Annotated in this window: 20 protein-coding genes and 1 pseudogene; 9 read left to right on the forward strand and 12 right to left on the reverse strand. The window is 53.3% G+C overall.

Annotated features, from left to right (window positions below; genetic code table 11):
- Positions 1 to 148: 148 nt before the first annotated feature.
- A complete protein-coding gene (locus JUJ53_RS06290) occupies positions 149 to 1,327 on the reverse strand; it encodes a M20 family metallopeptidase (RefSeq protein WP_204151131.1) in 1,179 nt (392 codons plus the stop codon).
- Positions 1,328 to 1,646: 319 nt separating this feature from the next.
- Here JUJ53_RS06290 and JUJ53_RS06295 point away from each other — a divergent pair, with 319 nt between their 5' ends.
- The gene (locus JUJ53_RS06295; protein ID WP_204151132.1) at positions 1,647 to 2,441 is read left to right on the forward strand and encodes a PD-(D/E)XK nuclease family protein; all 795 of its coding nucleotides are present in this window, start codon (positions 1,647 to 1,649) and stop codon (positions 2,439 to 2,441) included.
- A 120-nt stretch (positions 2,442 to 2,561) separates the two neighbouring features.
- Complete coding sequence (gene pgeF, locus JUJ53_RS06300; protein ID WP_204151133.1) at positions 2,562 to 3,374, forward strand: peptidoglycan editing factor PgeF; 813 nt, start codon at positions 2,562 to 2,564, stop codon at positions 3,372 to 3,374.
- Positions 3,375 to 3,513: 139 nt separating this feature from the next.
- Here the strand turns inward: pgeF and nrdR are convergent, their stop codons facing one another.
- The 5 genes and pseudogenes from nrdR to JUJ53_RS25035 form a co-directional block, all read right to left on the reverse strand.
- Entirely contained in the window at positions 3,514 to 4,080 is a 567-nt protein-coding gene (gene nrdR / locus JUJ53_RS06305) for a transcriptional regulator NrdR (RefSeq protein WP_204151134.1), read from the reverse strand.
- A gap of 470 nt (positions 4,081 to 4,550) precedes the next feature.
- Positions 4,551 to 4,649, reverse strand: coding sequence for a photosystem II reaction center protein T (locus tag JUJ53_RS06310; protein ID WP_204151135.1), 99 nt, complete (start codon positions 4,647 to 4,649; stop codon positions 4,551 to 4,553).
- A gap of 110 nt (positions 4,650 to 4,759) precedes the next feature.
- A complete protein-coding gene (gene psbB, locus JUJ53_RS06315; RefSeq protein ID WP_204151136.1) occupies positions 4,760 to 6,292 on the reverse strand; it encodes a photosystem II chlorophyll-binding protein CP47 in 1,533 nt (510 codons plus the stop codon).
- Positions 6,293 to 6,882: 590 nt separating this feature from the next.
- Positions 6,883 to 7,149, reverse strand: coding sequence for a DUF370 domain-containing protein (locus tag JUJ53_RS06320; RefSeq protein WP_204151234.1), 267 nt, complete (start codon positions 7,147 to 7,149; stop codon positions 6,883 to 6,885).
- 192 nt (positions 7,150 to 7,341) lie between these two features.
- A pseudogene (locus JUJ53_RS25035) lies at positions 7,342 to 7,500 on the reverse strand (extracellular matrix/biofilm biosynthesis regulator RemA family protein); the annotation flags it as partial.
- Between the two features lie 471 nt (positions 7,501 to 7,971).
- On the opposite strand from JUJ53_RS25035, the gene JUJ53_RS06330 reads away from it, so the two are divergent.
- From JUJ53_RS06330 to JUJ53_RS06345, 4 genes are all read left to right on the forward strand, one after another.
- Positions 7,972 to 9,717 carry an NFACT RNA binding domain-containing protein gene (locus JUJ53_RS06330; protein WP_204151137.1) on the forward strand — a complete coding sequence of 582 codons (1,746 nt, stop codon included), beginning with the start codon at positions 7,972 to 7,974 and terminating at the stop codon, positions 9,715 to 9,717.
- Between the two features lie 652 nt (positions 9,718 to 10,369).
- Positions 10,370 to 13,159 carry a hypothetical protein gene (locus JUJ53_RS06335; RefSeq protein ID WP_204151138.1) on the forward strand — a complete coding sequence of 930 codons (2,790 nt, stop codon included), beginning with the start codon at positions 10,370 to 10,372 and terminating at the stop codon, positions 13,157 to 13,159.
- Positions 13,160 to 13,420: 261 nt separating this feature from the next.
- Positions 13,421 to 15,340: a sulfite reductase, ferredoxin dependent gene (gene sir, locus JUJ53_RS06340; RefSeq protein WP_204151139.1), complete on the forward strand. Its 1,920-nt coding sequence runs from the start codon at positions 13,421 to 13,423 to the stop codon at positions 15,338 to 15,340.
- A 97-nt stretch (positions 15,341 to 15,437) separates the two neighbouring features.
- The gene (locus JUJ53_RS06345) at positions 15,438 to 15,587 is read left to right on the forward strand and encodes a hypothetical protein (RefSeq protein WP_204151246.1); all 150 of its coding nucleotides are present in this window, start codon (positions 15,438 to 15,440) and stop codon (positions 15,585 to 15,587) included.
- Positions 15,588 to 15,711: 124 nt separating this feature from the next.
- On the opposite strand, the gene psaJ is transcribed toward JUJ53_RS06345, so the two are convergent.
- Both psaJ and JUJ53_RS06355 read right to left on the reverse strand, forming a co-directional pair.
- Positions 15,712 to 15,837: a photosystem I reaction center subunit IX gene (psaJ, locus tag JUJ53_RS06350; protein WP_204151140.1), complete on the reverse strand. Its 126-nt coding sequence runs from the start codon at positions 15,835 to 15,837 to the stop codon at positions 15,712 to 15,714.
- A gap of 103 nt (positions 15,838 to 15,940) precedes the next feature.
- Positions 15,941 to 16,426 (reverse strand): Photosystem I reaction center subunit III, encoded by a 486-nt coding sequence (locus JUJ53_RS06355; protein ID WP_204151141.1) that lies wholly within the window; start codon positions 16,424 to 16,426, stop codon positions 15,941 to 15,943.
- Positions 16,427 to 17,113: 687 nt separating this feature from the next.
- Between JUJ53_RS06355 and tsaD the strand changes: the two genes are divergently transcribed.
- On the forward strand, positions 17,114 to 18,154 hold the full coding sequence (gene tsaD, locus JUJ53_RS06360) for a tRNA (adenosine(37)-N6)-threonylcarbamoyltransferase complex transferase subunit TsaD (protein ID WP_204151142.1): 1,041 nt from the start codon (positions 17,114 to 17,116) through the stop codon (positions 18,152 to 18,154).
- Here tsaD and JUJ53_RS06365 read toward each other — a convergent pair.
- Complete coding sequence (locus JUJ53_RS06365) at positions 18,145 to 19,089, reverse strand: alpha/beta hydrolase (RefSeq protein ID WP_204151143.1); 945 nt, start codon at positions 19,087 to 19,089, stop codon at positions 18,145 to 18,147. The genes tsaD and JUJ53_RS06365 overlap by 10 nt on opposite strands.
- Positions 19,090 to 19,947: 858 nt before the next feature.
- Here JUJ53_RS06365 and JUJ53_RS06370 point away from each other — a divergent pair.
- Together JUJ53_RS06370 and JUJ53_RS06375 are read left to right on the forward strand one after the other, a co-directional pair.
- Positions 19,948 to 21,444, forward strand: a complete 1,497-nt coding sequence (locus tag JUJ53_RS06370) for an MBOAT family protein (protein ID WP_204151144.1) — start codon at positions 19,948 to 19,950, stop codon at positions 21,442 to 21,444.
- A gap of 287 nt (positions 21,445 to 21,731) precedes the next feature.
- Positions 21,732 to 22,322 carry a chromophore lyase CpcT/CpeT gene (locus JUJ53_RS06375; protein WP_204151145.1) on the forward strand — a complete coding sequence of 197 codons (591 nt, stop codon included), beginning with the start codon at positions 21,732 to 21,734 and terminating at the stop codon, positions 22,320 to 22,322.
- 185 nt (positions 22,323 to 22,507) lie between these two features.
- On the opposite strand, the gene rpsU is transcribed toward JUJ53_RS06375, so the two are convergent.
- From rpsU to JUJ53_RS06390, 3 genes are all read right to left on the reverse strand, one after another.
- The gene (gene rpsU, locus JUJ53_RS06380; RefSeq protein ID WP_204151146.1) at positions 22,508 to 22,687 is read right to left on the reverse strand and encodes a 30S ribosomal protein S21; all 180 of its coding nucleotides are present in this window, start codon (positions 22,685 to 22,687) and stop codon (positions 22,508 to 22,510) included.
- A 334-nt stretch (positions 22,688 to 23,021) separates the two neighbouring features.
- Positions 23,022 to 24,152: a CO2 hydration protein gene (locus JUJ53_RS06385; RefSeq protein WP_204151147.1), complete on the reverse strand. Its 1,131-nt coding sequence runs from the start codon at positions 24,150 to 24,152 to the stop codon at positions 23,022 to 23,024.
- A 37-nt stretch (positions 24,153 to 24,189) separates the two neighbouring features.
- On the reverse strand, positions 24,190 to 25,710 hold the full coding sequence (locus JUJ53_RS06390; RefSeq protein WP_204151148.1) for an NADH-quinone oxidoreductase subunit M: 1,521 nt from the start codon (positions 25,708 to 25,710) through the stop codon (positions 24,190 to 24,192).
- Positions 25,711 to 25,788: the final 78 nt, after the last annotated feature.

The raw sequence follows: 25,788 nt of genomic DNA on the forward strand, positions 1-25,788 counted from the left end.
TCACCAAAAAGCTATCTCCCTGACTCTACTAGTCTAGGCAGGGGCGATCGCCTCCGACGACCGTGAAAATGCTTGGTCTAGCATAATGCTCTATAAATCTTTCATAAATATGCTCTGTGGCTCTATATTCATGGCTGCCTAGGCAAGATTATGGCTGCTGCTGCCAATACAAATAGGCGCTGTAGGCCAGGGTGACTACGCCAGTGACGATCGCCATCTCATTCACCTGAAACTGTGGATGATGCAGGGGATAGTTGGGCTGATCGTCGTAGCCTACTCCCAGGCGAAACATGGTGCCGGGAGCATGTTCTAGGTATAGGGCAAAATCTTCTGCCCCCAGGGATGGTTCATCTAAGCGTTGGATGCGATCGCTGCCCCAGGCCTCCTGAGCGGCAAGTTCAACCACTTGCGTGAGAGATGGGTCATTTTGCACCGACGGCACCCCGCGCCGATAGTTGACGGTGTAGCGCGCTCCATACATTTGGCAGACACCATCGACAATGGACTCTACCCACCCCGGCAACTCGGCACTGGTTTCAGGATGGAGCGATCGCACCGTACCCACCAGCCGCACTTGATCGGCGATGACATTGGGAGCCCGACCGCCGCTGATTTGCCCAATGGTTAACACCACAGGTCGGAGGGGATTATGGGTGCGGCTAATGGCCTGCTGCAGCGTGGTGACTACCTGGGCCGCAATCCAAATGGCGTCGATCGCCTCATGGGGACGAGCGCCATGGCCAGACTCTCCCAAAATGACAATTTCTAAATCATCCGCCGCCGCCGTCAGCGCTCCATAGCGAATCCCAACGCAGCCGCCCAAGATTGATGGAAAGGTATGCACCCCAAGAATGGCGCTCACATGATGCATGGCACCATCCCGGATCATCCAAGAGGCTCCCTGGGCCGTTTCCTCGGCGGGTTGAAACAAGAAGCGCACGCGTCCGGGTAGCGGATCAATCTGGGAAAGCACCATGGCAGTGCCCAGCCCTACCGTGGTGTGAACATCATGACCGCAGGCGTGCATCATGCCTTTAAATCGCGATGTATAGGCTACATTGGTGCGCTCTTGAATGGGCAGGGCATCCATATCGGTGCGAATGGCTAGGAGGCGATCGTCTTGCCCTAGTCCCTCTAGTTCACCAATCACCCCGGTTTTGCCCACTAGTTCTTGAACGGAGAGCCCGCAGGATGACAAGACCCCGGCCACGTAGGCCGCTGTTTGATATTCCTGTCCGCTCAGCTCCGGATGGGCATGGATGTGGCGACGAATTTCAATTAACCGAGGAGCCAGTGTTTCTGCAATTTCTTTGATGCGACTTAACATGAATACCCTTCACTCGTTCACCAGATGTAGCATTTTTCCCGCGATCGCCTCGTTCACAGCGCTCAGTCTTAACGCAGGATGTTTCTAGTATTCCATTCGCGTTGGAGTTGTGCCATTCAGGGCGATCGCTGCTGCCGACATGGGCGCAATGTAGGGATAGAGAGATCCGCTAGGTATAGACAGCCCAGATACAGATGAACCTATGCGAATCCTAGGCCTAGTGCCATCATAGAGAAAGACTGCATGGGGCATGTATCCCGGCTGACATGCGATCGCCTACTCATGTTTCCATCCACCCTGCGTTGGCTGCCGTCAAGTTATGACCTATCCTCTCTCCGCAGCTAAGCTTCAGTGCTACGATCGCTGCCCTAAATCTTACTATTTTCGCTATGAACGAAAGCTTCCGGGGACGGCCTTCTTTGGTTCGGCTGCGTTGGGAACATCGCTCCATCAAGCCTTGGCGCAAATTTATCGAGATTGGCACTATCAAGACGCTCTGCCGGCCCTAGAGTGGATTGAGCATTGTTGGAACCAGCAGAGCAATGGCCTGAGCAGTAAGCAACTGGAAGAGGGACGGGGAATTCTGCGGCGGTACTACCATGAGTTCATTATGGCGGAAGCAGCCATGCGTCGGCCGCTGGCGGTGGAGGGGCGCATTCAGGGAACGCTGCAGGTGGAGAATCTGGAATTTTCGCTGTCGGGGCGCTATGACCGGATTGACTACCTGGATGATGGGCTAGAGCTGATTGACTACAAGTCCACCAAAGATGTCAATCTGAGCGAATCGGATGAACTTGACCTACAGATTGGACTGTATTACCTAGCCCTAGAGCAACATTATCAGCGGAGTTTGAAGCAACTGAGCCTCATTTACCTGCGCACGGGCGATAAGGTGAGTTTTGAGGTGACGCCCTTTCACCGAGAGCGGGTGACGGCCTTGATCAGTGAGCTGGCGCTAGAACTGCGTCACGATCGCCGCTGGCAGCCGTTTGCCGGAGAACAATGCGATCGCTGTGCCTATGCCAAATATTGCTCCGCTGCCTGCGCCTGCCCCGAACCTTTGCCCGATACGGCTAAGCCCGAACCCCAACTCCAGCTTGTGCTAGGGCTCTAGGACTCAATCTAGACGGTGATCATTTGGGAGTTCTACGGTATCTCGACTGTAGGTTAAGCTGACGGTAGACTTGGATGGCGCGCAAGGCTTCAGGATTAACGCAATATCACGATAACCATCATGCAGACTTGGCAGTGGACAACCTGGGGCGATCGCCGTTATCTCACCTGTAGCCTGTTGGCCCCATGGCGGCATGGATTTTTTACGCAACAGTTTTGGCCCCAGCTCCCCCAGGATCTGGTGCAGGTGTTTCATCCCCATGCCCAGGTGAACCGGGTGAAGCAGGTGCATGGCAACCGGGTGCTGACCCCGAGCGAACTCCAACAGCCGCTCGGGGATGGGCAAGATGATACCCTACATGCTGCTGATGGTTTGGTTTCTGATGGTGATACGCAGTCTCTCTGGGTCTGTAGTGCTGATTGTGTGCCGGTGTTGATCGGCGATCGCCACACGGGACAGGTGGCGGCCATTCATGCCGGTTGGCGCGGTACGGCGGCGCGGATTGTGCCCCAAGCGATCGCCCGCCTGCAGTCTCAGGGTAGCTGTCTAGCAGATTTGCAGGTGGCTATGGGGCCAGCGATCGCTGGCGAGGTGTATCAAGTGTCTAAAACCGTGGCGGCGGAACTGGGTGAAAGCTTGACGGATCGGCCCAAGGAAGATTCAGCCACCGCATCCCCCGAGTCGATCGAGAGCGTACTCCAGAAACTACAGAACTTACCCAATCCGCCTATTTACCCCGATGAGCATCCGGAGCGGGTGCGGATTGATGTGCGGCGCATTAACCAACTGCAGTTAGAGCATCTGGGCTTGGAGCCTCAGCAGGTGGCGATCGCTCCCCACTGCACCTATCAAAGCCCCCAAGACTTCTTTTCCTACCGCCGCACGAAGCAAAAGCAGGTGCAATGGTCGGGGATTCTTAGCGCCTCTACGTAGATCTGCTGGCCCTATGCCCGGTTTGGGGGAGCGATCGTAGACATGCACGCTCAAAGCCGCTCAAGACAGTGGTGCGTTACGGCTTCGCCTAACAGCTCCCTACAAGGCGGTTGATGGAGATTTGAGATCTACCGCATGGCTAGGACAGCAATTTTAGGGAGGGTGCCATGTCGTCTAGAGCCTCATCAAAGGGCGCATCATGGTCTAAGGTTTCACGGTGAGCAAAGGGGGATGGTCGGGCTCCATCGTCTCCCTGGTGTTGCTGAAGATGATTGAGGGTATCGATGAAGTCTTGGATACCTTGAAACTGACGATATACGGAGGCAAACCGAATATAGGCAACCTCGTTAAAACGCTGCAACCGTTGTAGAACTAGGTCTCCAATTTCAGTGCTTAAGACTTCGCGGGCAGCTTGCAGTTGCAGTTCTGACTCTAGTTCATCGACGAAATTCTCGATCTGTTCAGCCGAGACGCCAGTTTTCTCGCAGGCATGAACAATCCCCCGCAAGACTTTGGAACGGTCAAAGGATTCGCGATCGCCATCTCGCTTGACGACCGTAATGGGGACAAATTCAATGCGTTCATAGGTGGTGAAGCGACGACCACAGCGTAAGCACTCCCGACGGCGGCGCACGCTTTGCCCCGACTCCGCTGCGCGGGACTCTAGCACGCGATTATTTGTAAACTGGCAAAAGGGACACCGCATAGTGAAGGCCTTAGATCAAGGTCAATGAGGTCGGCGGGCGATCGCCTAGGAGCAACCCTATCAGCAGACGGTCAGCCGAGAGTTATGTCGGAGCTATGGTCGCAAACTTAACCCATTTCTGCAACTTGACTACCGAATACAAACCCTGACGAATCACCTCCCTTAAGAATACATCCAAGCTACAAAAAGACTCAAATCTAGCCCTTGCCCACTGCAGCTAGTGCTGATTAGCTCAGGGATGTAGCAAATCTAGATGGTGTACTGTTTCTGATCGACTTGGGTTGATCGGTGTGGGTACGGCAGTAACAATACTTAACACCTACAGACCTGTTGCTGATTGCTGAACTAGCAGACGCCTCAAATCTGTCCTACAAAAAAAGAGCCGCACCGGTGTGCAACTCTTGTAGACATGATGATTCATGTTGGACTAGGAGGCACAACGTTTTGTCAACTCTGTGCCAGGGTCTAGCCTAGTCTTTGGTAATACGAGGGGGTTCACGAAAGGCGATCGCAAAGAAAATTGTGCCGAGCGCCCCAATTAAAACCAGAATGTAAGCAACACTTTCCATGGCTTGACCTTCTTACTACATCTATCTTTAGTCTACAAACAAATGCAAGAAAGACCCAACCTGAAAGCCATCGACTGGCGATCGCCCTCGGTTGAGTCCTCTTCACATGCTTAGATTGCTTCTTTCCGACGGGTAGATTTGTCACCCACCTTCTGGTAGAAGCCCCATTCCACTTGCTCTTCCGAGAGCTCAGGGTCAACCCCAGCAAACACATCCCGGAACAGAGTCCGAGAGCCATGCCAGATATGACCGAAGAAGAACAGTAGCGCAAAGACAGCATGACCGTAGGTAAACCAGCCACGGGTGCTGGTACGGAAGACCCCGTCAGAGTTCAGGGTTTCCCGATCAAAGTCAAAGGGCTCACCCAACTGGGCTTTACGCGCATAGCGTTTCACCGTTGCTGGATCGTCAAAGGTTTGACCGTTCAATTCCCCTCCCAAGAAGGAGACGGTTACGCCGGTTTGCTCGAAGCTATACTTCGACTCTGCCCGACGGAAAGGAATATCAGCCCGAATGACACCATCTTGGTCAATCAAGACCACTGGGAAGGTTTCAAAGAAGTTAGGCAGGCGGCGCACAGAAAGCACACGACCTTCGCCATCGGTGAACGTCGGGTGACCCAGCCAGGTTTGGGCAATTCCGTCGCCCTTATCCATCGCTCCAGTACGGAACAAACCACCCTTTGCAGGGCTGTTACCCACGTAGTCATAGAAGGCTAGCTTCTCTGGAATTTGAGCCCAGGCTTGCTCTTCAGTTTGCCCAGCCGCAACGCCTGCCTGAACGCGACGCTCAATTTCTTGCTGGAAGTATCCGCCATCCCACTGATAGCGAGTTGGCCCATAGAGTTCAATGGGAGTAGCTGCACTGCCATACCACATGGTTCCTGCAACCACGAAGGCGGCAAAGAACACGGCGGCAATACTGCTCGACAATACAGTTTCGATGTTCCCCATCCGCAAGGCCTTAAACAGACGCTCGGGAGGACGCACAGCAATATGAAAGAGTCCAGCGATAATTCCGACTACTCCGGCGGCAATGTGATGGGCCACAATGCCCCCTGGGTTGAATGGATCAAACCCTTCGGGGCCCCAAGCCGGAGCCACAGGCTGAATGCTGCCCGTCACCCCGTAGGGATCGGACACCCACATTCCAGGGCCAAAGAGACCCGTGAGGTGGAATGCACCAAAGCCAAAGCACAGTAGACCAGAAAGGAATAGATGAATCCCAAACATTTTAGGTAAGTCTAGTGCTGCTTCGCCCGTCCGAGGGTCTCTAAACAGCTCTAGATCCCAAAATACCCAGTGCCAACAGGCAGCTAGGAATAGCAGACCAGAAAGAATGATATGGGCGGCTGCTACCCCTTCAAATGACCAAAACCCTGGATCAACACCCGTTTCACCGGTGATGCTCCATCCACCCCAAGAACCCGTAACCCCTAGGCGTGCCATGAAGGGCATGACGAACATGCCTTGCCGCCACATGGGGTTGAGAACTGGGTCGCTTGGATCAAAGATCGCTAGCTCATATAGAGCCATCGATCCAGCCCAGCCTGCCACAAGAGCCGTATGCATCAAATGCACAGAAATCAGACGACCTGGATCGTTCAGGACGACTGTATGTACGCGGTACCAAGGTAGTCCCATCGACTACGCTCCTCCTAATTCGTGTTTCAACGCTTCCTTCAGGTTTATCCTAATCGGTTTGCCGATTATGCTCACGCAGTACCCATTGTAGGCATAGTGTGAACGTGCAATCGAGCAGCCGGCATACTTGCCGGCTAGTTCTTGAAGCGACCTGCCCCAAGCTCTAAACCAGTTTGACAAGACGTTTGTGAAAATGAAAGTGTATAAAGAAGTGTTCCATAAATCGCCTCCATATGGCAAGGAGGAACATGTACCAAAGCAGACTTATTCTGGGGTTTTCTCCGATCGCGACGGGGCGATCGCTTCTCTAACTTGCGGTAGTTCTCTTACCCACCGTAGGGTTGGGTGAGTATCACCCCGCAGTTCCTGCTACCTAATGTAGATTCTACGGGGTTTTCGGGATTCTGACCTTGGTGGCTTCAGATCGTCTTTGAGATGGCTTGGCGATCGTGAGCATCAGCCAAGGAAGCATATATCACTAGGCGATAGGGTGTATGAGTCGATGGATCCTCGGCAAAATCTGAATGAATGTTACTTAACTTAATAAACTGTCGGGCAGGGCTAGACCGATTGATCCAGGAATGGGGCCGTCAACCATCTTTGGGGGCAGTATCTTTGGGGGTGACAAAGCGATTGGCGACGGTTTCTGGTTGGATAGCCGATAAAATAACGTGCCCAAAATCCATAACAATCACGGCCCTTGTGCGGCGACCATAGGTGGCATCGACCAACTGTCCCCGTTCTCGGGCGTCTGTAATTAAGCGTTTAATGGGAGCAGATTCGGGGCTAACGATCGCCACGACTCGATTGGCAGAGACAATATTGCCAAATCCGATATTAATGAGCCGAATATCCATAGGGTTAGGTGGCTTGCTAGCCGATAGAGCAGAACGAGGCACCTGCGGGTGCATGATCAGCCGATGGGTGATGGTTTCCGCCTGCAGTGCAGACAGGGTCAGATGCCATGTTCCTGGAGCTGGCACGGTGCGATCGCACATCTTGGGTGGGTTGATCGTCCAAGGATCGAGCAGGTGGCTGATGATCACGGTACGAGGCGATCGCCCCTGGGTGGCATGGGTCAACTGAGCCTGATCACGGGCGTGATGGATGAGTCGTCGAATGGGAGCTGAGTCAGCATCGACAATGGCGATCAGTTGCCCTGCTGCCATTGTGTGATCAAATCCTAGGTTGATCAATTGTCCAGTCATAGAAAAAACATGGTGGTGCCTAGGGACTAGGGGATGGTGCTAGAGGATGGGGTGACTACTTCACAACGGCTGCTATGTGCATGATCGGTGTGCTGCGTTGCCATCGTAGCAGTGGGGATATGATCTAGGGGATAGGTCGCTTGAGTCTAAGCTAGCCCTCAACATAACCACATCCTAGGGGTTAAAACGACTTGAGAATCCTAAAAAACAACAAAAATCCAGGATTCTCTTAGAAAATCCAGGATCTCATAAACTTTTTATAGATTTCATGGGGCGTGGTCGTTGGGGCCGCAGGGGTGGCGATAGACTGGAGGCTGGGCGTGATGGTGCAACATACTGGGTTGTGGGCACGAATGCTGGCTGCTCAGCTAGATGGTTGCCCACCCAAGCGTTGAGCCCTAGGTGATGGCTAGCTGCCGTGCCTCGGTGCGGTGCCCTAGGTGATGGATAGAACTGACGAGGGATAGGGCTGTGCAACCGGTAGATTTGACGACATTGACGGCGGTTTGTGCTGAGTTGCGAGATGGCTGGCTGCCGGCGCGCCTAGAGCAGGTCTATCAACGCGATCGCCATATGGTTTCCCTAGCCCTGCGCACCCTAGAGGGCCGGAGTTGGCTGAATATTTGCTGGCATCCGCAGGCCGCCCACCTCTGCCTAGGCGGCCCACCGCCGCGGACGCCGGATACTTTTACCTTCAGTCAGCAGCTTAAGCATCAATTGGGTGGTTTGGCGTTGGTTGCCGTTGACCTGATTCATCCCTGGGAACGGGTGGTGGATTTTCAGTTTGCCCAGCGTCCGGGGGAGCCGCCTTTGTGGCATCTCTACGTGGAGATTATGGGCAAATATAGCAATGCAATTTTGACCCATGCCGATCAAACTATTGTCACCGCTGCCCATCAGGTGAGTCGGCAGCAGTCCAGCGTGCGTCCGATTCAAACCGGACAGCCCTACGAGATGCCGCCTCGCATGTTGGAAGATGCGCCGTCACGGCAGGAATCGCTAGACGACTGGCGCGATCGCCTTTGTTTGATTCCCGGTCCCCTCAAGCGCAATCTGATGAAGGTCTATTGTGGGCTGAGTTCTAATCTAGTTGTGTCGATGCTGGAGATGGCGGATCTGTCCCTAGACTGCACCACTGATGACCTGACCCTTGCAGACTGGCAGCGGCTGTATGAGCGATGGCAAGAATGGCTCCAGTCCTTGCACCAGGAACGGTTTAAGCCGGGATGGCGATCGCAGGGCTATACGGTGATGGGCTGGGGGGTAGTGCAACCTGCTAGTAGCGTCCAGGCGTTGCTTGATCAGTACTACACCGATCAGCGTAATCAGCAGATTTTCGACCAACTGCGCCATCAGATCTCCCAGCGGATCCTCACGCTACAGAAAAAGCTCAATCATAAGGTGCAGGATTTTCAGAGTCGTCTCGTCCTGTCAGAGGAAGCCGATCGCGATCGCCAATGGGCTGATTTGCTGATGGCCTATGGGCATGAATGGCAACCTGGCATGACCCAGATTCTCCTGCCTGATTTTGAAACCCATGAACCGATCGCCATTCCCCTCAATCCTCAGAAAACGGGGGTGCAAAATGCCCAATTGCTCTACAAACGTCATCAAAAATTGAAGCGATCGCGGGAGGCGATCGCCCCCCTGCTGGCCGAGGCCCAGGGCGACGTGGCCTACCTTGATCAACTGGAGGTAGCGATCGCTCAATTAGACGCCTACCGGGAGCCTACGGATCTCAGTGCCCTGGAAGATATTTATGAAGAACTGAGCCAGCAAGGCTACATCAAGGATCCTCGCCGTCGCGATCGCGCTGCCAGTGCCCCTGACCCCGAAAGCTTTCATCGCTACCGCAGCCCCAGCGGCTTTGATGTGTTGGTGGGACGCAATAATCGCCAAAACGATGACCTCACCAGCCGTCTTGCTACCGACTATGACCTGTGGTTTCACACCCAGCAAATTCCCGGCAGCCATGTGCTTTTGCGTCTAGATGCGGGCAGAGTTGCCGATGATGCCGACCTGCAGTTCACCGCTAACATTGCAGCCTACTATAGCCGCGCTCGCCAGAGTGACCAAGCCCCGGTGGTCTACACGGCTCCCAAGCATGTCTATAAGCCCAAAGGTGCCAAGCCCGGTACCGTAATCTACAAACATGAAACGGTGATCTGGGGCTATCCCCAACGGGTATCGTCCTCAGCAATCGTCCGGATGCCGTGAGATGAACGGAACTGTTAAGCTGTTGGGCGACTTAGATCTAATCCGCATCTCATCAAACCGCATTTCATCAGACCGCATCTCATGAGATCAAAAGAGTCACGGTGCTGGCTGATGGTTCCACAACCACGGGTTGACGTACCACAACGGCTGAAAAAAATGGTGATTTATGATGGCTTTCTGGGCTGAATTGGGAATCCTTTTCCTTGTGCTGTTGACATACGAGGGCTTCTTCCTTGCCTTGTTCAAGCAACATCATGGTTCAAGCAACATCATGGATACACGATGGACGCGATCGCCCCTGACTAGACCTGCTGGATCATAGTGATAGGTTTCATTCATGCCGCTTTGATAGCCCCTGGCAACGCTGTAACGATCGTTGCCCGTTAAGATAACAAGCCAGCCAAACTTCTTAGGCTGAAGACCATCAGTGAACTGCAGATGTTCAACCTATGGCGTTGAGGACGTGAGGGGGCGATCGCCCCTATGAGATCAGACTTAATGCCGTCTAGTGGATAAACACCCTATCATCTCAATGCAGAGAATATCGATAGGTTGCAGATGAAGCATCCCTGAGTCCAAAACAAAGGCCCCTAGGGCAAGTACCAGCCAAAGTATTCATTCCCGAGTCTAGCAAGGTTTAGAGGATATATTCATGGCAGACATAGCAGGAAATACCATTCAAACTGCGAATACCACCGCTTTTTCCAGCATCGGCCCTCGTCCTACCCGTGTTGTGGATAGGGTGGGGCCAACCGATCGATTTGATTACTACCGTCTTCGTCTGACTGGGCGCACAAGCGTAGAAATTACCCTCAACGGCTTGCGAGACGATGCAAATGTGCAGTTGGTGAATCGCCGAGGGGACATATTAGCCCGCTCCATTAATTCGGGAACGAGCGACGAAGCAGCCGGACGGACGCTCAATCAAGGTATTTTCTACATTCGAGTATTTACACCCAACGCCCGTGCAAATACTCCCTATCGCCTCAACGTCAGTGGATATGCTGATAATGCTGGAAATACCTTTAACCAAACCCTTGCGATTGATCCTCAAAGTGGCCCTGTTGTTCAATCTGACTACGTCAGCACATCAGCAGATCGCAGCGACTTTTATGAGTTTGATCTCGCTGATGTGGCTGAGGTTGATCTCTCCCTATTCGGGCTGGCAAGCAATACTCGCCTAGTTCTCTTTGATGGCGACAGACGACGGATTGATTTCGCCGCTGGCGGCACTAGCGGTACGGAAGCTGGTATTAATCAGATCCTTGGCCCTGGCACCTACTTTGCCCGTGTCTTACCCATCGGGCCAGACGCTGCCACCACCTATCGCTTTCGGGCTATTGCAAGTCCTGCCCCGGATGGGGCTGGCGACACGTTCCCTGACGCCAACAACTTAGGGGTACTGCCTGAACGTAGTGCCACAACTCCTATTCCGACGATCGAGGAGTTGCTGAATGTCAATGATACGGATGTATATCGCTTCAGAACGTCTAATCGAGCTGATGCCCTGCTCGACGTCAACTTAAATCTCAGCAACGCCGATCTTGATGTAGATTTAGAAATCTTTGACTCTAACTTCCAATTGGTCACGTCAACCGTCGGCAGCAACACGGTTGCCCTCAGTGACGTTTCCTTGGCAGCAGATAGTATCTACTTCATCCGGGTGTCGAAGGTTGATAATGCAGCCTTCAGTTTCTTCACCCTTGACCTAGAAACAGAGCTTGATATTCTTGACCAAGCTGGTAACACCCCTGCCGCAGCGTTCAATATCAACAATGAAGCATCTTGGGAACCGGTGAACGGTTCCCGTAGCTTTAACCTTGTCGACTTTGTGGGGGCAGGTATTGATGAGGATGATTACTACACCTTCAATCTTACCGAAGCCAGCTTCATCGATCTGAATGTGATTCCATCGAATATCGATTTAGACGCTACTGCGGATATTCAACTGTTCCGGCAAGGCCCCGGTGGTATCGGTGACCTTGAGCTGCTAGACACTGTGCGCCAACTGGGTAATGTGCCTGAGCAAGTTGAAGGGGTATTTGATGCTGGCACCTACTTCATTCGTGTTTTTCCAGAGGCACAGTCCTCGTTTGCTTTCTACGACCTCTCCTTAGAAGCAACCTCTATTTCCCTCACTCCTGCTTTCATTAAGGACATTGCTCCAGGTGCGCAAAGTTCTTCTTCCCTAGCTCAGCAAATGGCTGGGGTTGGTGGTAGCCTTTTCTTCTCAGCCAATGATGGATCAGGACAGGCCCTCTGGACGACGGATGGTACCTTTGAGGGCACTCAACAACTGCGGGAGTTCTCCAACATCGGTGACATGGTTGCGGTGAATGGATTCGTCTATTTCACGGCAGCGGATGCGGGGCTCAACAATGGTCTAGAACTCTGGCGCACCGATGGGACAGCGGTTGAGTTGGTCAGAGATATTTTTGTTGGCCCAGAGTCATCCAACATTAGCAACTTCACGGTAGTGGGTGATTTGCTCTACTTCACCGCAACAAATTTTGAAGATGACTTTGACACCAACAATGAAGTGTGGGTTGTGGATACAACCTTCGCTGGGGTTAACCTAGCGAATAGCGCTACCTTGCTTGACGTCACAGGGGACAACGTAGGATCGACTCCTAGCGGCTTGACGGCAGTTGGAAGCTCTCTATACTTCCTCTCTGAAACCGATGTGGGTCCGCAACTCTTCAAGAGTGCTAATGGTGCTGCCCCAGTGGCCATTGATACAGGTAGTGTTAACCCCTTGGGTAGCTTTGCCGAATTTCAGGGCTCGCTTTACTTCACGGGCTCTGCTCCAGTTATTGCAGGTGGAACGCCTAACCTATTTACCCTGGATGCAAATGATGCCTTGGTGGAGGTTGATCCCTTACCAACAACGATTCAGACTGCAAACTTTGGTAATTTGACGGTGGCGGGCGGCAAGCTGTTCTTTACGGCAAGTGCCGCATCGGGTGTTGAGCTCTACGCCTATGACCCAACGCTTAATGTAGGATTTCGCTCGTATTTGGTGGAGGATATTAATGTCAATCCAAACATCAGCGAAAGTTCTAACCCCTTGCAGCTAACGGCAGTGAATGACCTTCTATACTTCTCGGCTGATGATAGTACAGGACGTCATCTGTGGGTGAGTGATGGAACGGGAGGAGGAACCGAGAAACTGCTCTTTAATAACGCTCCGGTTGCAACTCCTACGAACCTGATCGCGGTGGGTACTACGCTTTACTTCACCGCAGATGGGGGGGCTGGATCAGAGTTATGGCGGCTCTTCCCAGACGGTAGCGATGTGGAGCTGGTTGACATTGCTGGCGATGTAGCTTCGAATCCGGGCAACCTCACTGTGGTGAACGGACGCCTCTTCTTCCGAGCAGACACGCCGGACGCTGGTCGTGAACTTTGGGTCGTAGGCTTGCCAGAGGAGGATCTCGCCTAGGGTTTCTCACGCCATCTTATAGATGGGATGCGGGTAGGGGCTTGCTCCTACCCAGACCGCCAGACTTCTGGCGGTTTTTTGCTGGATGTTGGGTGTTTGCAGGTGCTGGCCACTCGACAGACATGACATTTCACTTCGACGATCGTTGTAGCCTCAAGCTTGATGATAAGATCAAAGGAGCTGATTCACCCTAATTCCGACCGAATTACCGGGGATAGTTAGCTTTATCGTTTGTGCTCACTGATCTGTCGTTTGCGTCCCATGGTCACCACTCCCATCCAATCGTCTGCTTCCGTTAAACGTTCGAAGGCTGAAGCGCTCAAAGAACGTAGCCATGCCCTGCGAGAGCCTGTTGCCACGGAGATTTTGCAAGATACCACTCATTTTTCTGAAGATGGTCTGCAGATTCTCAAGTTCCACGGTTCTTACCAGCAAGATAATCGTGATAACCGGGTTAAGGGACAGGAGAAGGATTATCAATTTATGCTGCGAACCCGTAATCCTGGCGGGTTTATTTCATCGCAGCTCTACCTCACCCTCGATCGCTTAGCGGAGGAGTATGGCAATCAGACCCTGCGGGCCACTACTCGTCAAGGTTTCCAGCTTCATGGTGTGTTGAAGCGGAACCTGAAGACCGTGATTGCGGAAATTGTCCGAAATATGGGGTCTACCCTAGGAGCCTGCGGTGATCTGAACCGGAATGTGATGGCTCCTCCAGCTCCCTACAAGAATCGTCCAGAGTATGTTTATGCTCAGGAGTATGCCAATCACATTGCTGATTTGCTAACGCCCCACACCGGCGCGTACTACGAAATTTGGCTGGATGGTGAAAAGGCGGTGACCTCGGAGGTGAATCCTGCGGTGGTGGCGGCGCTACAGCCCAAGGGCAATGGCACTGTATTTGCTGAGGGAGAGGAGCCGATTTATGGCACCTACTACATGCCTCGTAAGTTTAAGTGTTGTGTGACGGTGCCGGGGGATAACTCGGTGGATCTCTACTCCCAAGATGTCAGTCTTGTGGTGATCACCAATGACCAGGGTGACCTAGAGGGATTCAATGTGTTGGCGGGTGGCGGCATGGGACGCACTCACAACAAGGAAGAGACGTTTGCCCGATTGGCAGATCCGATTTGCTATGTGGACAAGGATGATGTCTATGACCTGGTGAAGGCGATCGTGGCGACTCAGCGAGACTATGGCGATCGCGTCAATCGTCGCCATGCCCGCATGAAGTATTTGCTGCATGATTGGGGTGTGGAACGGTTTAGCCAAACCCTAGAGCAATACTTTGGTCAACCGCTCCAGCCGTTCAAGCCTTTACCTGAGTTTGAGTACAAAGACTATCTGGGCTGGCATGACCAAGGCGATGGCAAGCTATTTTTAGGCATCTCCATCGAGAATGGGCGGGTGCATGATACGCCTACCCTGCAGCTTAGAACGGCGCTGCGGGACATTGAGCAACGCTTTGCTCTGCCGATGCTGCTGACAGCCAACCATAACTTGGTGCTGTATGACATTGATCCGGCGGCCAAGTCCGAGATTGATCAAGTTCTGCAGCGCTGTGGTGTGGTGCCGGTGGAGAACCTGGATCCTCTCACGCGCTATTCGATGGCCTGTCCGGCCTTGCCGACCTGCGGGCTGGCGATTACGGAATCGGAGCGGGTGCTGCCCAGCATTAACGATCGCATTCAGGCGGTGCTCAAGCGGGTGGGGTTGCCGAATGAAACCATTGTCATTCGTATGACCGGCTGTCCCAATGGCTGTGCTCGTCCTTACCTGGCGGAGCTAGGGTTTGTGGGACAGGCGTCGGAGGCCTATCAAATTTGGCTGGGCGCGAGTCCTCACCAAACGCGTCTGTCTGAACCCTACATGGATCGTATGGCGATCGCCGACCTAGAGAAGACCCTAGAACCGCTGTTCACCCAGTTCAAGCAACAGCGGCAGGTTGGGGAAAGCTTTGGCGACTTTTGCCATCGGGTTGGCTTTGAGGCGCTGCGGCAGTTTAGCGCTACCTATCAGCCCAAATCATCGCGATCGCCCAACCGCTCTCGCTATCGAATTGGTGTGGGGGATGAGATCTACGCCCAGCTCAAAACAGCGGCAGAACAGCAGGGACGCCCGATGACGGAGGTGGCAACAGAAGCGATCGCTGCCTACCTGAAGACGGTCTCCGATTCCTAAGCCTCCCTTGACGATCGCGCCAGGGTTCTCCACAATGGAGAAAGACTGTAACGTTTTGTAAACGGTTGTGCTGCTAATGACTAACCCTCAACCTTCTGTGACTCCCAAGTTGACAGAGCCGAAATTTGGGTTCAACGACTATTCCGAACGCTTGAACGGACGGGCTGCCATGATTGGATTTGTCCTGACCTTGGTAATTGAGTACACGACGGGCCAAGGTCTTTTGGCTTGGTTGGGGCTGTATTAAGCCAGTTTTAGGCATGAAGTAAAGACACAAAAAAACCGCCAACTTGGCGGTTTTTTTGTACGTGAGCAAGCATCTAGGGTTTTAACCCTAAGTCTGGCAAACCGTTTGGGCCTGGTTGATAGGGTTAGAACGGTGTAAACAACAGGTCTGGGTAGAACCGGTTGAATTCAATCAAGATACCAGCCGTGACCAGCATCCAGGCTGCTGCCAAAACCGGCGCGGTAGACAAATACTTCAAGAGATCCTGCATGAGCTAGACTCCAATCTCAACTTAGGAATAAATCAGTCGTCTCGAAAAAGATGATCCGCTGAGCCAGGAGCGATCGCTCCTACCCTTACGGAAACAGATGTGCCTAGCGGGGAGAAACCGTAATTTCTGCATCCTTAGCCACGAGTTCACCGCTCGAAAATTCTTTCAGAGCAGCCAACGGCCAAGCAAAGCCCGTTAGCATCACCTTGGTAGCTAGAGGAACATCGATCACGATTTCCTTCTCTTCGGCATTCTTTTCACCGCGAACGGCAATTAGGTAGGCACGGCCCACCCAACCAATCCATCCGGCAATGTAGAGGAACATTAGACCTGGAATCATAAATTCGCTGGCATGGCTCCAGCGACCATCAGCCACTAGGTGAGGCAACCCATCGGTGCCGCAGAGGAGGCTGGAATCAGCATATTTTACGAAACGGGCTTTGGCTTGAGGCGTTGTAGCGGCAGCAGCGCGTTGCTGGAAGGCAGCAGACTCACCACAGGGGGTTAGTCCAGCTACATCAGCGGAGGCTGGAGGAACAAAGCCAATCCAAAGACTAATAACTAGAAGTAGAGCAAACAATCGTCTCATTGGAATTGCTTCCCTTTATTACGAAAAACAAAGATTTTTGTACAAAAATGAAGTTATGGATGCGTTTAGCAGTTGAACTTCAGAGCAATCATACTCTTCTGAATGGTCTCAGTAAAGCGCAACATCCCATTCATTTTCATACCCTTTCAAGCATTGAAAATGTTTAGAGGTAACCCATCAGCAATATCAATGGATCTATTAGAGAACATCTCCAGATCTATTGCGATGCATCTATCGGTGTGCGATCGCTCAACCCCTTGATTTAATGGGCAAAGCGGTGGCACAGCTATGTCAACAAAGTCGATCTTGATCAGCCTGTAAGCTGAGTTTCAGGATGGACTAGGCTGGACATAAACCTCAAAATTAGTATCTTCATGAACTGGGACAGAGGTGTATGGTTCTTGATATTTGTTAACATTTAGAGCCGGGCGATCGCTACGTTTCGATACCAGTTTGGAATCTGATCGATTCTGTTAATCTCTATTTCTCTACCAAACAGTGCAGCAAAAGACAAAGTCAAGCTGTAAATCGTTACAGTTATGAAACAGTCATGAGTTTGTGAAGGAGCGATCGCCCCTTGGGTAACCGGTTCATCCTGTAGTCTGAAGGGATGTAGTGGGTAGGATGTCCTACTCCGATGATTCTTTCATACCCTGTTCTTCAGCGGCTCTAATTTTCTATCCCCGTATGGTAACAACCCTCGCTATTGAAACCAGTTGTGATGAAACTGCCGTCGCCATTGTGAGCGATCGCCATGTGTTGAGCAGTGTGGTGTCCTCTCAAATTGACATTCACCGCCAGTATGGGGGCGTGGTGCCGGAGGTGGCGTCTCGGCAGCATGTGGAAACCGTGAACTGGGCGATCGCTCAAGCGCTGGAGCAAGCGGATCTGCCCTGGGATGGCATTGATGGCGTTGCGGCTACGGTGGCACCGGGGCTGGTGGGAGCGCTGCTGGTGGGCCTGAGTGCGGCTAAAACCTTGGCTCTGCTGCACCAAAAGCCGTTTTTGGGTGTCCACCACCTAGAGGGGCATATCTGCGCTTCTTACCTGACGGAGCCGACCTTGGAGTCGCCCTTTCTCTGTCTTCTGGTGTCGGGGGGGCATACGAGCCTGCTCCATGTTCAAGGCTGCGGGCATTACACAACCTTGGGGCAAACCCACGATGATGCAGCCGGGGAAGCCTTTGATAAAGTTGCTCGCTTACTAGACTTGGGCTATCCAGGCGGCCCGGCGATCGATCGCCTCGCGGCCCAGGGAAATCCCCAGGCCTATGCTTTGCCGGAGGGAAAAATCTCCCTGCCCCAAGGTGGCTACCATCCCTACGACTCCAGCTTTAGCGGTCTGAAAACGGCTGTCTTGCGGTTGACCCAGTCTCTCCAAGCGCAGACTCCGGACTTACCGGTGGCGGATCTAGCAGCTAGCTTTCAAGCCACGGTGGCCCGATCGCTCACCAAACGGGCGATCGCCTGTGCCCTTGATCATCACCTCAGCACCATCGTGGTGGGGGGCGGTGTGGCGGCTAACAGCGGCCTACGGCAGCATCTGACGGCGGCAGCGTCTGACAAGGGGCTGCGGGTGATTTTTCCGCCCCTGAAGTTCTGCACCGATAATGCCGCTATGATTGCCTGCGCAGCGGCGGAGCATCTGGCCCACGGACGGCGATCGCCCCTATCTTTGGGGGTGCAGTCACGCATGGCGGTGGAGGATGTGCTCAAGCTTTATGCATGAATGGTCAAAATCTGGCGAATATACTGCGCTACGGCGTCGGGATGTTCGAGCATGGAGAGATGCCCACAGTTAGGGAGCTGTAGAACATTGTGACCACAGCATTCAAACAGGGAATGGAAACTCGCTAGATGGTTCACATACTTGGGTTCCATGACGTCATCTTGCTCTCCCGCTAAGAAGTAGACCGGTTGTGATAACCCTGCTACAAGACGTGGCAGGTCATGAACCTCGGCTTCTGTGGTTGAGTCTAAGAGTGCGCCTAGGGCCGCGGTTGGATGGGCAGCGACCCAATCCATCAGACGCTGGCGTGCCCACTGACGAGAAATCGGCTGGGCCACATTCATGCGGGCAAAGGGAACATCAAGGAGCGGCACGTAGGGCAGCCAGCGAGGGCGTAGCTTGACGAGCTGAGTGCCGGCCATGCGAAACCGCTCAAATTCTTCTTTTAGATAAATGCCACCCCCCGAGTTCACGCAAACGACGCCAGCGATCGCACTCGGTGACTGATGGGCAGCCCAAAGGGCAATGCTACCGCCGAGGGAATGCCCCACAAGCCAGGCATTTTGAATGTTCAGGGTTTGCAGTAATTGCAAGAGGTCTTCGGCGTAGGCGGCAGGTGTATGGGCATACTCCGCCCTAGACGTCGTCACCTCAGTGAGCGATCGGCTACAACTGGCTCCAACGGCGATCGCTTCTGAGCGCTGCTCTAGGGTTTGGGGATGAATGTTGTAATCGGCTATGGGCTGAGACTGACCAAATCCTCGCAGGTCATAGGATAAGCACTGATAGTCAGCCGATAGATGCTGAATGACGGGTTGCCAATAGGCCTGGCTCAGGAGCCATCCATGGACAAAGACCAGCACTGTCGGCACTGCCGTTTCAGACGTTAAAGAATAGGCGTGGGGGAGGCCACGAATGTCAACGCTTCTAACCATATCTCTATACTATCCCGAAGTGCTCCTTCCCCGGGAGCACCTGCTGTGCCTACATCAATGTACCATCCTGGCTCAAGGGTGCCGTGCTCCAGGCACACAGGGGGGGAACGTATCTGCAGGAGCAAGGGTGTAGGCGACGGGGTCTCCCCGCAAAATGTTGTAACGCCTCCGGCCGTTCCGGGAACGTATCTGCAGGAGCAAGGGTGTAGGCGACAGGCCTTGTTGAGGCCTGGACGACATTGGATCTAGAAAGCCGGGTTGTCCACCAAGGCCTCCCTGTTGATTGAGGGCTGTTGATTGAGGGCTGTTGATTGAGGGCTGTTGATTGAGAGCGGAGAGTTGCCAAGAGCTTGGCGTCGGAGGCGAGCTGCAAATCCTCTCGCGACCCGTGGTGCCCATGCCCCTGTCAGCATCACGGGCGACGGTCAGTCTGGTTGTGAGGTTAACGAGTGATGACATCAGCTTTGTTTTGATCATAAAAAGAGTTAAAATTTCTGTGTAATTCAATACATTATGAGGTTTTTCCTGATGTTTTTTAATCGCTTAGCCAACACAGTTTTTACTCGTCCCAAGCGATCGGCTCAGATCGATGGGGATGGGCAGGAGAGACAGGATGTAGCTACGCCTGAACAAATCCAGACGCAAGCCCATCGCAGTCAGCTTATGAACTGGTTTCGTTGGAATCGCTCATCTGCTAGCTAAGTCCGTTGATGGCTCTGGCAAGATTGCTCTGGCTGCACGGCGCGTTCTTCCGTGGAGTGGGGCCAGTCTGCTGGAGGTGCCCCTATACTGGCGATAGTAAAATGAGCGGTGGGATCACAGCCCGATCGCCAGCTCGATCGCCATGGAGCACAAGCAATGACATTACTGTCCATTTTGTATGGCATCTTTCTGCTCAGCGTCCTGGGAGTGTACTGGGCAGTTGAGGGGCGATCGCTGCGATTGTGGGTCTTGCTGCTAGCTAGCTTGGTGTTCTACAGTTCCCTGCAGCTTCAGTACGTGCCGTTGCTGCTCGTCATTGCCTTGGTGACCTTCCGCATTGGGCTAGATCTGGGAGCCCCGCTCGACTGGCGCATTGACAATGTGGACTGGGACTTTGCCCAGCAAGACTGGGGCCGCCGCCGCTTTAGATTGCTGTGGCTAGGCATTGTGGTGAATGTCTTGCTGCTGCTGGGCTTCAAGTATGTACCCTTTGTCCTGTCATCCTTGGGGCTAGCCTTTGCCTGGCCCGCTGCCCAAGCGTCGGCGAGTTGGGTGGCTACCCAGATTATGGCTCCCTTGGGCATTAGCTTTTTCTGTTTTGAATGTATCGCCTATTTGGTGGATGTCTATCGAGGCGCGCCTGCCAGCCAAAGTTTTCTCAAATTTGCTACCTATAAGCTGTTTTTTCCTAAGCTCATCTCGGGGCCGATCACCCGTTTTCATCCCTTTATGCAAGAGGTGCAGGCGGCTCAGTTTCCCAGCACCGTCAAGATTGTGGATGCTCTATGGCTAATTGCCTGTGGGGCGGTGAAGAAGCTGCTGTTGGCGGATCACTTGGGCACGTTGGTGGATCTAAGTTTTGCTAACTTGGAGCGGGCGGGGAGTGGCGATCTATGGCTGGCGGCGATCGCCTACGGGTTTCAGCTCTACCTAGATTTCAGCGGCTATGTGGATGTGGCGCGGGGTACGGCCATGCTCATGGGTTTCTCGCTGCCTCAAAACTTTGACTTTCCCTACTTGACGACCAATATTGCCGACTTTTGGCGGCGCTGGCATATGACCCTCGGGGACTGGCTGCGCAACTATCTCTATTTTCCCTTGGGGGGATCGCGCCAGGGTCTGAGTCGCACCTGCTTGAATTTGCTGATCATTATGCTGATTGCCGGCATTTGGCATGGTGCGGCCTGGGGGTTTGTGGTGTGGGGAGCCGTCCATGGTGTAGCGCTGGTGGTGCATCGTCTCACCCATGCCCTGTCAGAGCGATCGCCTCAGTTGGCTCAATGGTGGCAAAGTATTCCCGGTACGTTGGTGGCTTGGGGCGCGACCCAGTCGATGGTGTTTGTGGCCTGGATCTTTTTCCGCCTGCCGAATCTGCGAGATTCCTGGTGGGTGCTCACCCATTTGTGGGGACATCCGGCGGATGTGCAGTTTGGGCAAAAAATCTATGTGGAAACGCTGCAGATGGGACGGGCAGAAATTGCTGTGATTCTAGGGGCGATCGCCTTGGTGATGATTGCTATCTATGGCGTGCAGCGAGGGCTCAAGCTACAGCTCAATTGGCCGGTCAAAATCCTGCTGGTGCCCATTTGCCTTTTCGCCGCTTGGCTCCTGGCTCCTAGCGAAAGTTCTCCCTATATTTACTTTGACTTTTAGGCAGAAGTGGGCGTTCAAAAGTCTCGTACAATGCAAGGGGTGGCGATCGCTGTCAGTGCCGTGAAGATGGCCTTGTGGGCTGTTGTAAAGCTCGAAGACCCTCACCCCAAACCCCTCTCCCAGGTCGGTAGAGGGGCTCTGAAAACACCTGTATTTTCTTGCTCTCCTTCTCCTCTTGTAATAACAAAAGGGACTGGAGGATGGGGGGAAATGATGGGTCAGTTGGCCTTATAGGTACGCCAAGGTAGGGCGGCGATCGCTCCCTATGTTATTCGTTTAATATGCTCATGACCCATTCTACAGATATCAAAACCCTAGCCCGCTGGATGGCGGCAGACTTTAGTAACCAGCCTCAAGCGTTTGAAAATCCACCCTTTTTCGCCCATATCCGTGTCTGTATGCGCCCCCTGCCGTTGGAGCAGTTGTCGGGGATGAGCTTTTTGGTGGAGCAAGCCTACGATATTAATTTGAATGCGCCATACCGTCTGCGGGTGCTGAAGCTGCTAGACTTGGGCGACCATATTGAAATTGAAAATTATCTCGTCGCGGATCAAGAAGCGCTGTTTAATGCTTCTCGCCACCCAGAACGCCTGAAGGATGTGACGAGCGATCGCCTCCAGAAAATGCCGGGCTGTAATATGGTGGTTCACTGGACGGGCACGTCGTTCAAAGGCGTTGTTGAACCGGGGAAGGCCTGCATGGTGGAGCGCAAGGGGCAGCTCACCTACCTGGATAGCGAATTTGAAATTGACGCCGATCGCTTTATTAGCCTCGATCGAGGGCGGGATCCCAATACGGATGAACATCTATGGGGCTCCATCGCTGGCCCATTCCACTTTGTTCGCTGGGCTAGCTTTGCCGATGAAGTGATGCTGTAGACAAGCTTGATCTGCCGCGATCGCATGGACGCTAGAAGCTTGCTGCCTACGGGCTAGATTGTAGGATTGCTTGAGGTGAAGATAAATGGGGGCGATCGCAATGGGGCGATCGAGAAGGGTCGCATCATCAACGCCCCTTCCTCCCCGCTTCAAGGTTGACAACAGGTGTAGCGATCGCCGCTTGGTTAGCGAAACCGCCGTTTCCGTCGAGCCATCACCGCCTTCCGCTTCCGCTTTTCCTGCGGTGTTTCAAAGTGTCGATGGCTTTTGACATCTGCCAAAATTCCTGCCTTTGAGACCTGACGCTTAAACCGACGCAGTGCTGACTCAATTCCTTCATTTTCTCCTAAGAGCACCTGGGTCATGTATGACTACTCCTTCTAACCTAATCAACAATTTCAGTCCATCTGTGGAACCCGCCCACCTGAAATCAGGATATGTGCGTTAGATCCACACAATCGTCCCGCCGTTTGCTGCGCTAGTTGCAGTCACCAAAATCTTCCATGGGAAAAGAAGCGTCAGGATACTTCAGTTCACCCAGATTGGATCAAACGGCGCTACATTAAATCATTTTCTATTTTAACCAAGGGGCTGAACTCAGCACGATTTTTCCATCAAAAATCTGCTAAGAACAATCGATAGTCGGTTAAGGGCTATGCCTAGATGGGGCACGAATGGGCTCTAGCACGACCTGTCTGGCTAGATTTGAACTTCTTGAATCCGAGATGTGACGAAGCGATTCATCCAGTTTTCTAGGTAGGCTCGATTGGCGCGCCGTTCGTCTAAGGTGGTGGTAGACAGGGGGTAGGGCGCTAATCCTTGAATGGTGGCAGTGGTGACGCAAAACATAGATTTCTGAAACGTCTCACAGATTTTCACCCGTAGATCATCGTCTTGGCGGGTACTCTGCTGATAGAGATCGCGCAGATAATCGGGTAAAAAGTGACGCATATCTTGCATCAGCAAGGTGGGGGGAATGCCGGAACCACCGACAGGGAGAGGGTCGGCAAAGAGGGCACCGTAGGCGAAGTCTTGCTGGTAGAACGGAATTTGGTAGGCCTGAGCGTTGTAGGAAATGGTGCCCGGAAAGGGAGTGCCGCGAAAGAAAATGGCCTCGACGTAGGGTATGGCGGTGTCGGCGAGGAAGGTTAGACCAGCGGAGGGGGGAATGATCTCATGGGTGCGATCGCCCAGTTGGACGTTGTAGACAATGGGCTGGCTGGCCGCTGCCACAAGACCCTCGCGAATATGGCTGACCACGTCAGGAATAGTTGTGATCTCTCCCGCATCGTAGCGATCGGAGAGCGACAAAAACATATCGCTCATGACCCGCCAGAACTGGCCAAGACCGCTGTAGTAGGCCATCATCCGCAGTTGTTCTGGCAAGAAGTCGGGAAATAAGCGATGCAGCCCCAGCATGAATGGATTGGTTTTAAATTTGTCGCGGATTAAGACCTCGGCCCGCTGACGAAAGTCTGGGGTATCGAGGTAGGCATCTAAGCCACCGCCGCCATGCCAAAACATTCCTTTCATGCAATATTCGGCATATTCGTAGTTGATGCGATCGTGCCACCAATGCTGAAGCAGTTTCGTGAATGAAACTTGACCGTTGAAATACTTGAAGAAGGGCAAGATCACCAAACATTGATGGTCGGCAATGTAGTTCAAATTGATGGAATAGGCATCCAGAACAACCCCGTAGCTTTTGAGGATGCCGACGACTTCGGTGACGTGGACGGGGGAGTCGGGAAGCAGGGCCTGCCCCGATTCTAGCTGGTAAATATAGGCAGCAAGGGGATGCTTGGAGGGATCGAGTTGGGTGCTCAGCATGACAAACTGTGGGTGATGAATCGACGTATATAAACCGCTAGGGCAGCAGCCGGGCCGGCTCTATCTTGGCGGTGAGGGCTACGGGCGGTGGCGTCCTCATCGACATTCTGGTCAGGAGCATTCCTGACTCAGATTCACTCCAGCGCACGAGCCAGTTGGGCTGGAGTCCTAAAACTAAAATGAAGGCTACCAGCACTAGGGCCGGGATGCGATCGTTCCAGTTGACCCGGGGGAGTTTGTCAAAGGGAGCATCCAAGCGGCCAAAGAAGACCCGATTGATCATCAGAAGAAAATAGACAGCGGTGAGCCCTGTTCCCACCATACACAGCAGCGTTTGAATCGGGAAGATGGGGAAGCTGCTGCGAAAGACCATAAATTCGGCAATAAAGCCCACCATGCCAGGAATGCCAGCGCTGGCCATGGCCGCTAAAATCATCAAACTGCCAATGAGGGGAAGCCCCCGCTCGGGATTTAAGAGCCCCCGCAAGACTTGGACATCGCGGGTGCCGGTTTTTTTGTACACCACGCCCACTAGGAGAAAGAGCAGGGCAGAGATCAGCCCATGGCTGACCATTTGGGCGACAGCCGCAATCAGGCTCAGGCGGGTGGTGGCGGCGGTAGCTAGGAGGACAAAGGCCATGTGGGCGATGGAGGAGTAGGCAACCACCTTTTTCATGTCCTGCTGGGCGATCGCACAACAGGCACCATAGAGGGCTCCTACGGCGGCCCAGGTGGCTAACCAAGGCGCGAGATAGGCCCAGGCATCCAGAAACATCGACAGGCCAAAGCGCAGGAGACCATAGGTACCCAATTTCAGCAGCACGCCGGCTAGGAGCACCGAGACGGGGGTGGAGGCTTCCACGTGGGCATCGGGCAGCCAGGTATGGAGAGGAATGAACGGTGTTTTAATGCCAAATCCTAGCAGAATGCCGGATAGCAGCAGAAGCTGGGTGCCGAGGGGGAGGAGTTGCGATCGCCCTGGATCGTAGGCAAAGCTGCTGGCTCCCGTAAACCAAACGGTTCCTAAAAAGGCGGCGAGAATCAGCACACCGGATGCGGCGGTGTAAATCAAAAACTTGGTGGCGGCGTATCCGCGTTTCTGCCCGCCCCAGATGGCAATGAGAAAATAGAGGGGCAGAATTTCGATTTCGTAAAACAGGAAGAACAGCAGTAGGTTTTGGGCTAGAAATGCACCGGCCACGCCCACGTTCAACACAAAAATTAGCGCGTAGTAGAAGCGAGAGCGGGGAATGTCTGGGTCTGTGGCAGCGATCGCCACCACGTTGAGCAGCGCGTTTAAAAACAACAGGGGTAGCGATAGCCCATCTAACCCCAGGCTATAGTTCAACCCAATGGTGTCGAGCCAAGGCAGCAACTCGGTAAACTGCATTTCGGTGGCAGTTAGGTCAAACTGACTGCCGATCACGATAGTCCAAACGAGTAAAACGATCGCGAGCACCAGACTCACACTGCGCACCGTGCGCGATGAGACGGTACTCGGAAAGCAGGAAATGACGATTGCTCCTAGGAGAGGTAGCCAAATTAAGGCACTCAGCATCTGTTGTTGTTTTGCTCCCTACATCACGGCTCAAGTAGATGGATGACTGGTGGATCGAGTGGTTGTGATAGGCGACAC

Source organism: Leptolyngbya sp. CCY15150 (assembly GCF_016888135.1).
Lineage (GTDB): Bacteria > Cyanobacteriota > Cyanobacteriia > RECH01 > RECH01 > RECH01.

Coding starts and splice junctions, on each gene's coding strand:
- JUJ53_RS06290 (WP_204151131.1), bottom strand. CDS start 1,327: ATGTTAAGTCGCATCAAAGAAATTGCAGAAACACTGGCTCCTCGGTTA.
- JUJ53_RS06295 (WP_204151132.1), top strand. CDS start 1,647: ATGACCTATCCTCTCTCCGCAGCTAAGCTTCAGTGCTACGATCGCTGC.
- pgeF (WP_204151133.1), top strand. CDS start 2,562: ATGCAGACTTGGCAGTGGACAACCTGGGGCGATCGCCGTTATCTCACC.
- nrdR (WP_204151134.1), bottom strand. CDS start 4,080: ATGCGGTGTCCCTTTTGCCAGTTTACAAATAATCGCGTGCTAGAGTCC.
- JUJ53_RS06310 (WP_204151135.1), bottom strand. CDS start 4,649: ATGGAAAGTGTTGCTTACATTCTGGTTTTAATTGGGGCGCTCGGCACA.
- psbB (WP_204151136.1), bottom strand. CDS start 6,292: ATGGGACTACCTTGGTACCGCGTACATACAGTCGTCCTGAACGATCCA.
- JUJ53_RS06320 (WP_204151234.1), bottom strand. CDS start 7,149: ATGGATATTCGGCTCATTAATATCGGATTTGGCAATATTGTCTCTGCC.
- JUJ53_RS06335 (WP_204151138.1), top strand. CDS start 10,370: ATGGCAGACATAGCAGGAAATACCATTCAAACTGCGAATACCACCGCT.
- sir (WP_204151139.1), top strand. CDS start 13,421: ATGGTCACCACTCCCATCCAATCGTCTGCTTCCGTTAAACGTTCGAAG.
- psaJ (WP_204151140.1), bottom strand. CDS start 15,837: ATGCAGGATCTCTTGAAGTATTTGTCTACCGCGCCGGTTTTGGCAGCA.
- JUJ53_RS06355 (WP_204151141.1), bottom strand. CDS start 16,426: ATGAGACGATTGTTTGCTCTACTTCTAGTTATTAGTCTTTGGATTGGC.
- tsaD (WP_204151142.1), top strand. CDS start 17,114: ATGGTAACAACCCTCGCTATTGAAACCAGTTGTGATGAAACTGCCGTC.
- JUJ53_RS06365 (WP_204151143.1), bottom strand. CDS start 19,089: ATGGTTAGAAGCGTTGACATTCGTGGCCTCCCCCACGCCTATTCTTTA.
- JUJ53_RS06370 (WP_204151144.1), top strand. CDS start 19,948: ATGACATTACTGTCCATTTTGTATGGCATCTTTCTGCTCAGCGTCCTG.
- JUJ53_RS06375 (WP_204151145.1), top strand. CDS start 21,732: ATGACCCATTCTACAGATATCAAAACCCTAGCCCGCTGGATGGCGGCA.
- rpsU (WP_204151146.1), bottom strand. CDS start 22,687: ATGACCCAGGTGCTCTTAGGAGAAAATGAAGGAATTGAGTCAGCACTG.
- JUJ53_RS06385 (WP_204151147.1), bottom strand. CDS start 24,152: ATGCTGAGCACCCAACTCGATCCCTCCAAGCATCCCCTTGCTGCCTAT.
- JUJ53_RS06390 (WP_204151148.1), bottom strand. CDS start 25,710: ATGCTGAGTGCCTTAATTTGGCTACCTCTCCTAGGAGCAATCGTCATT.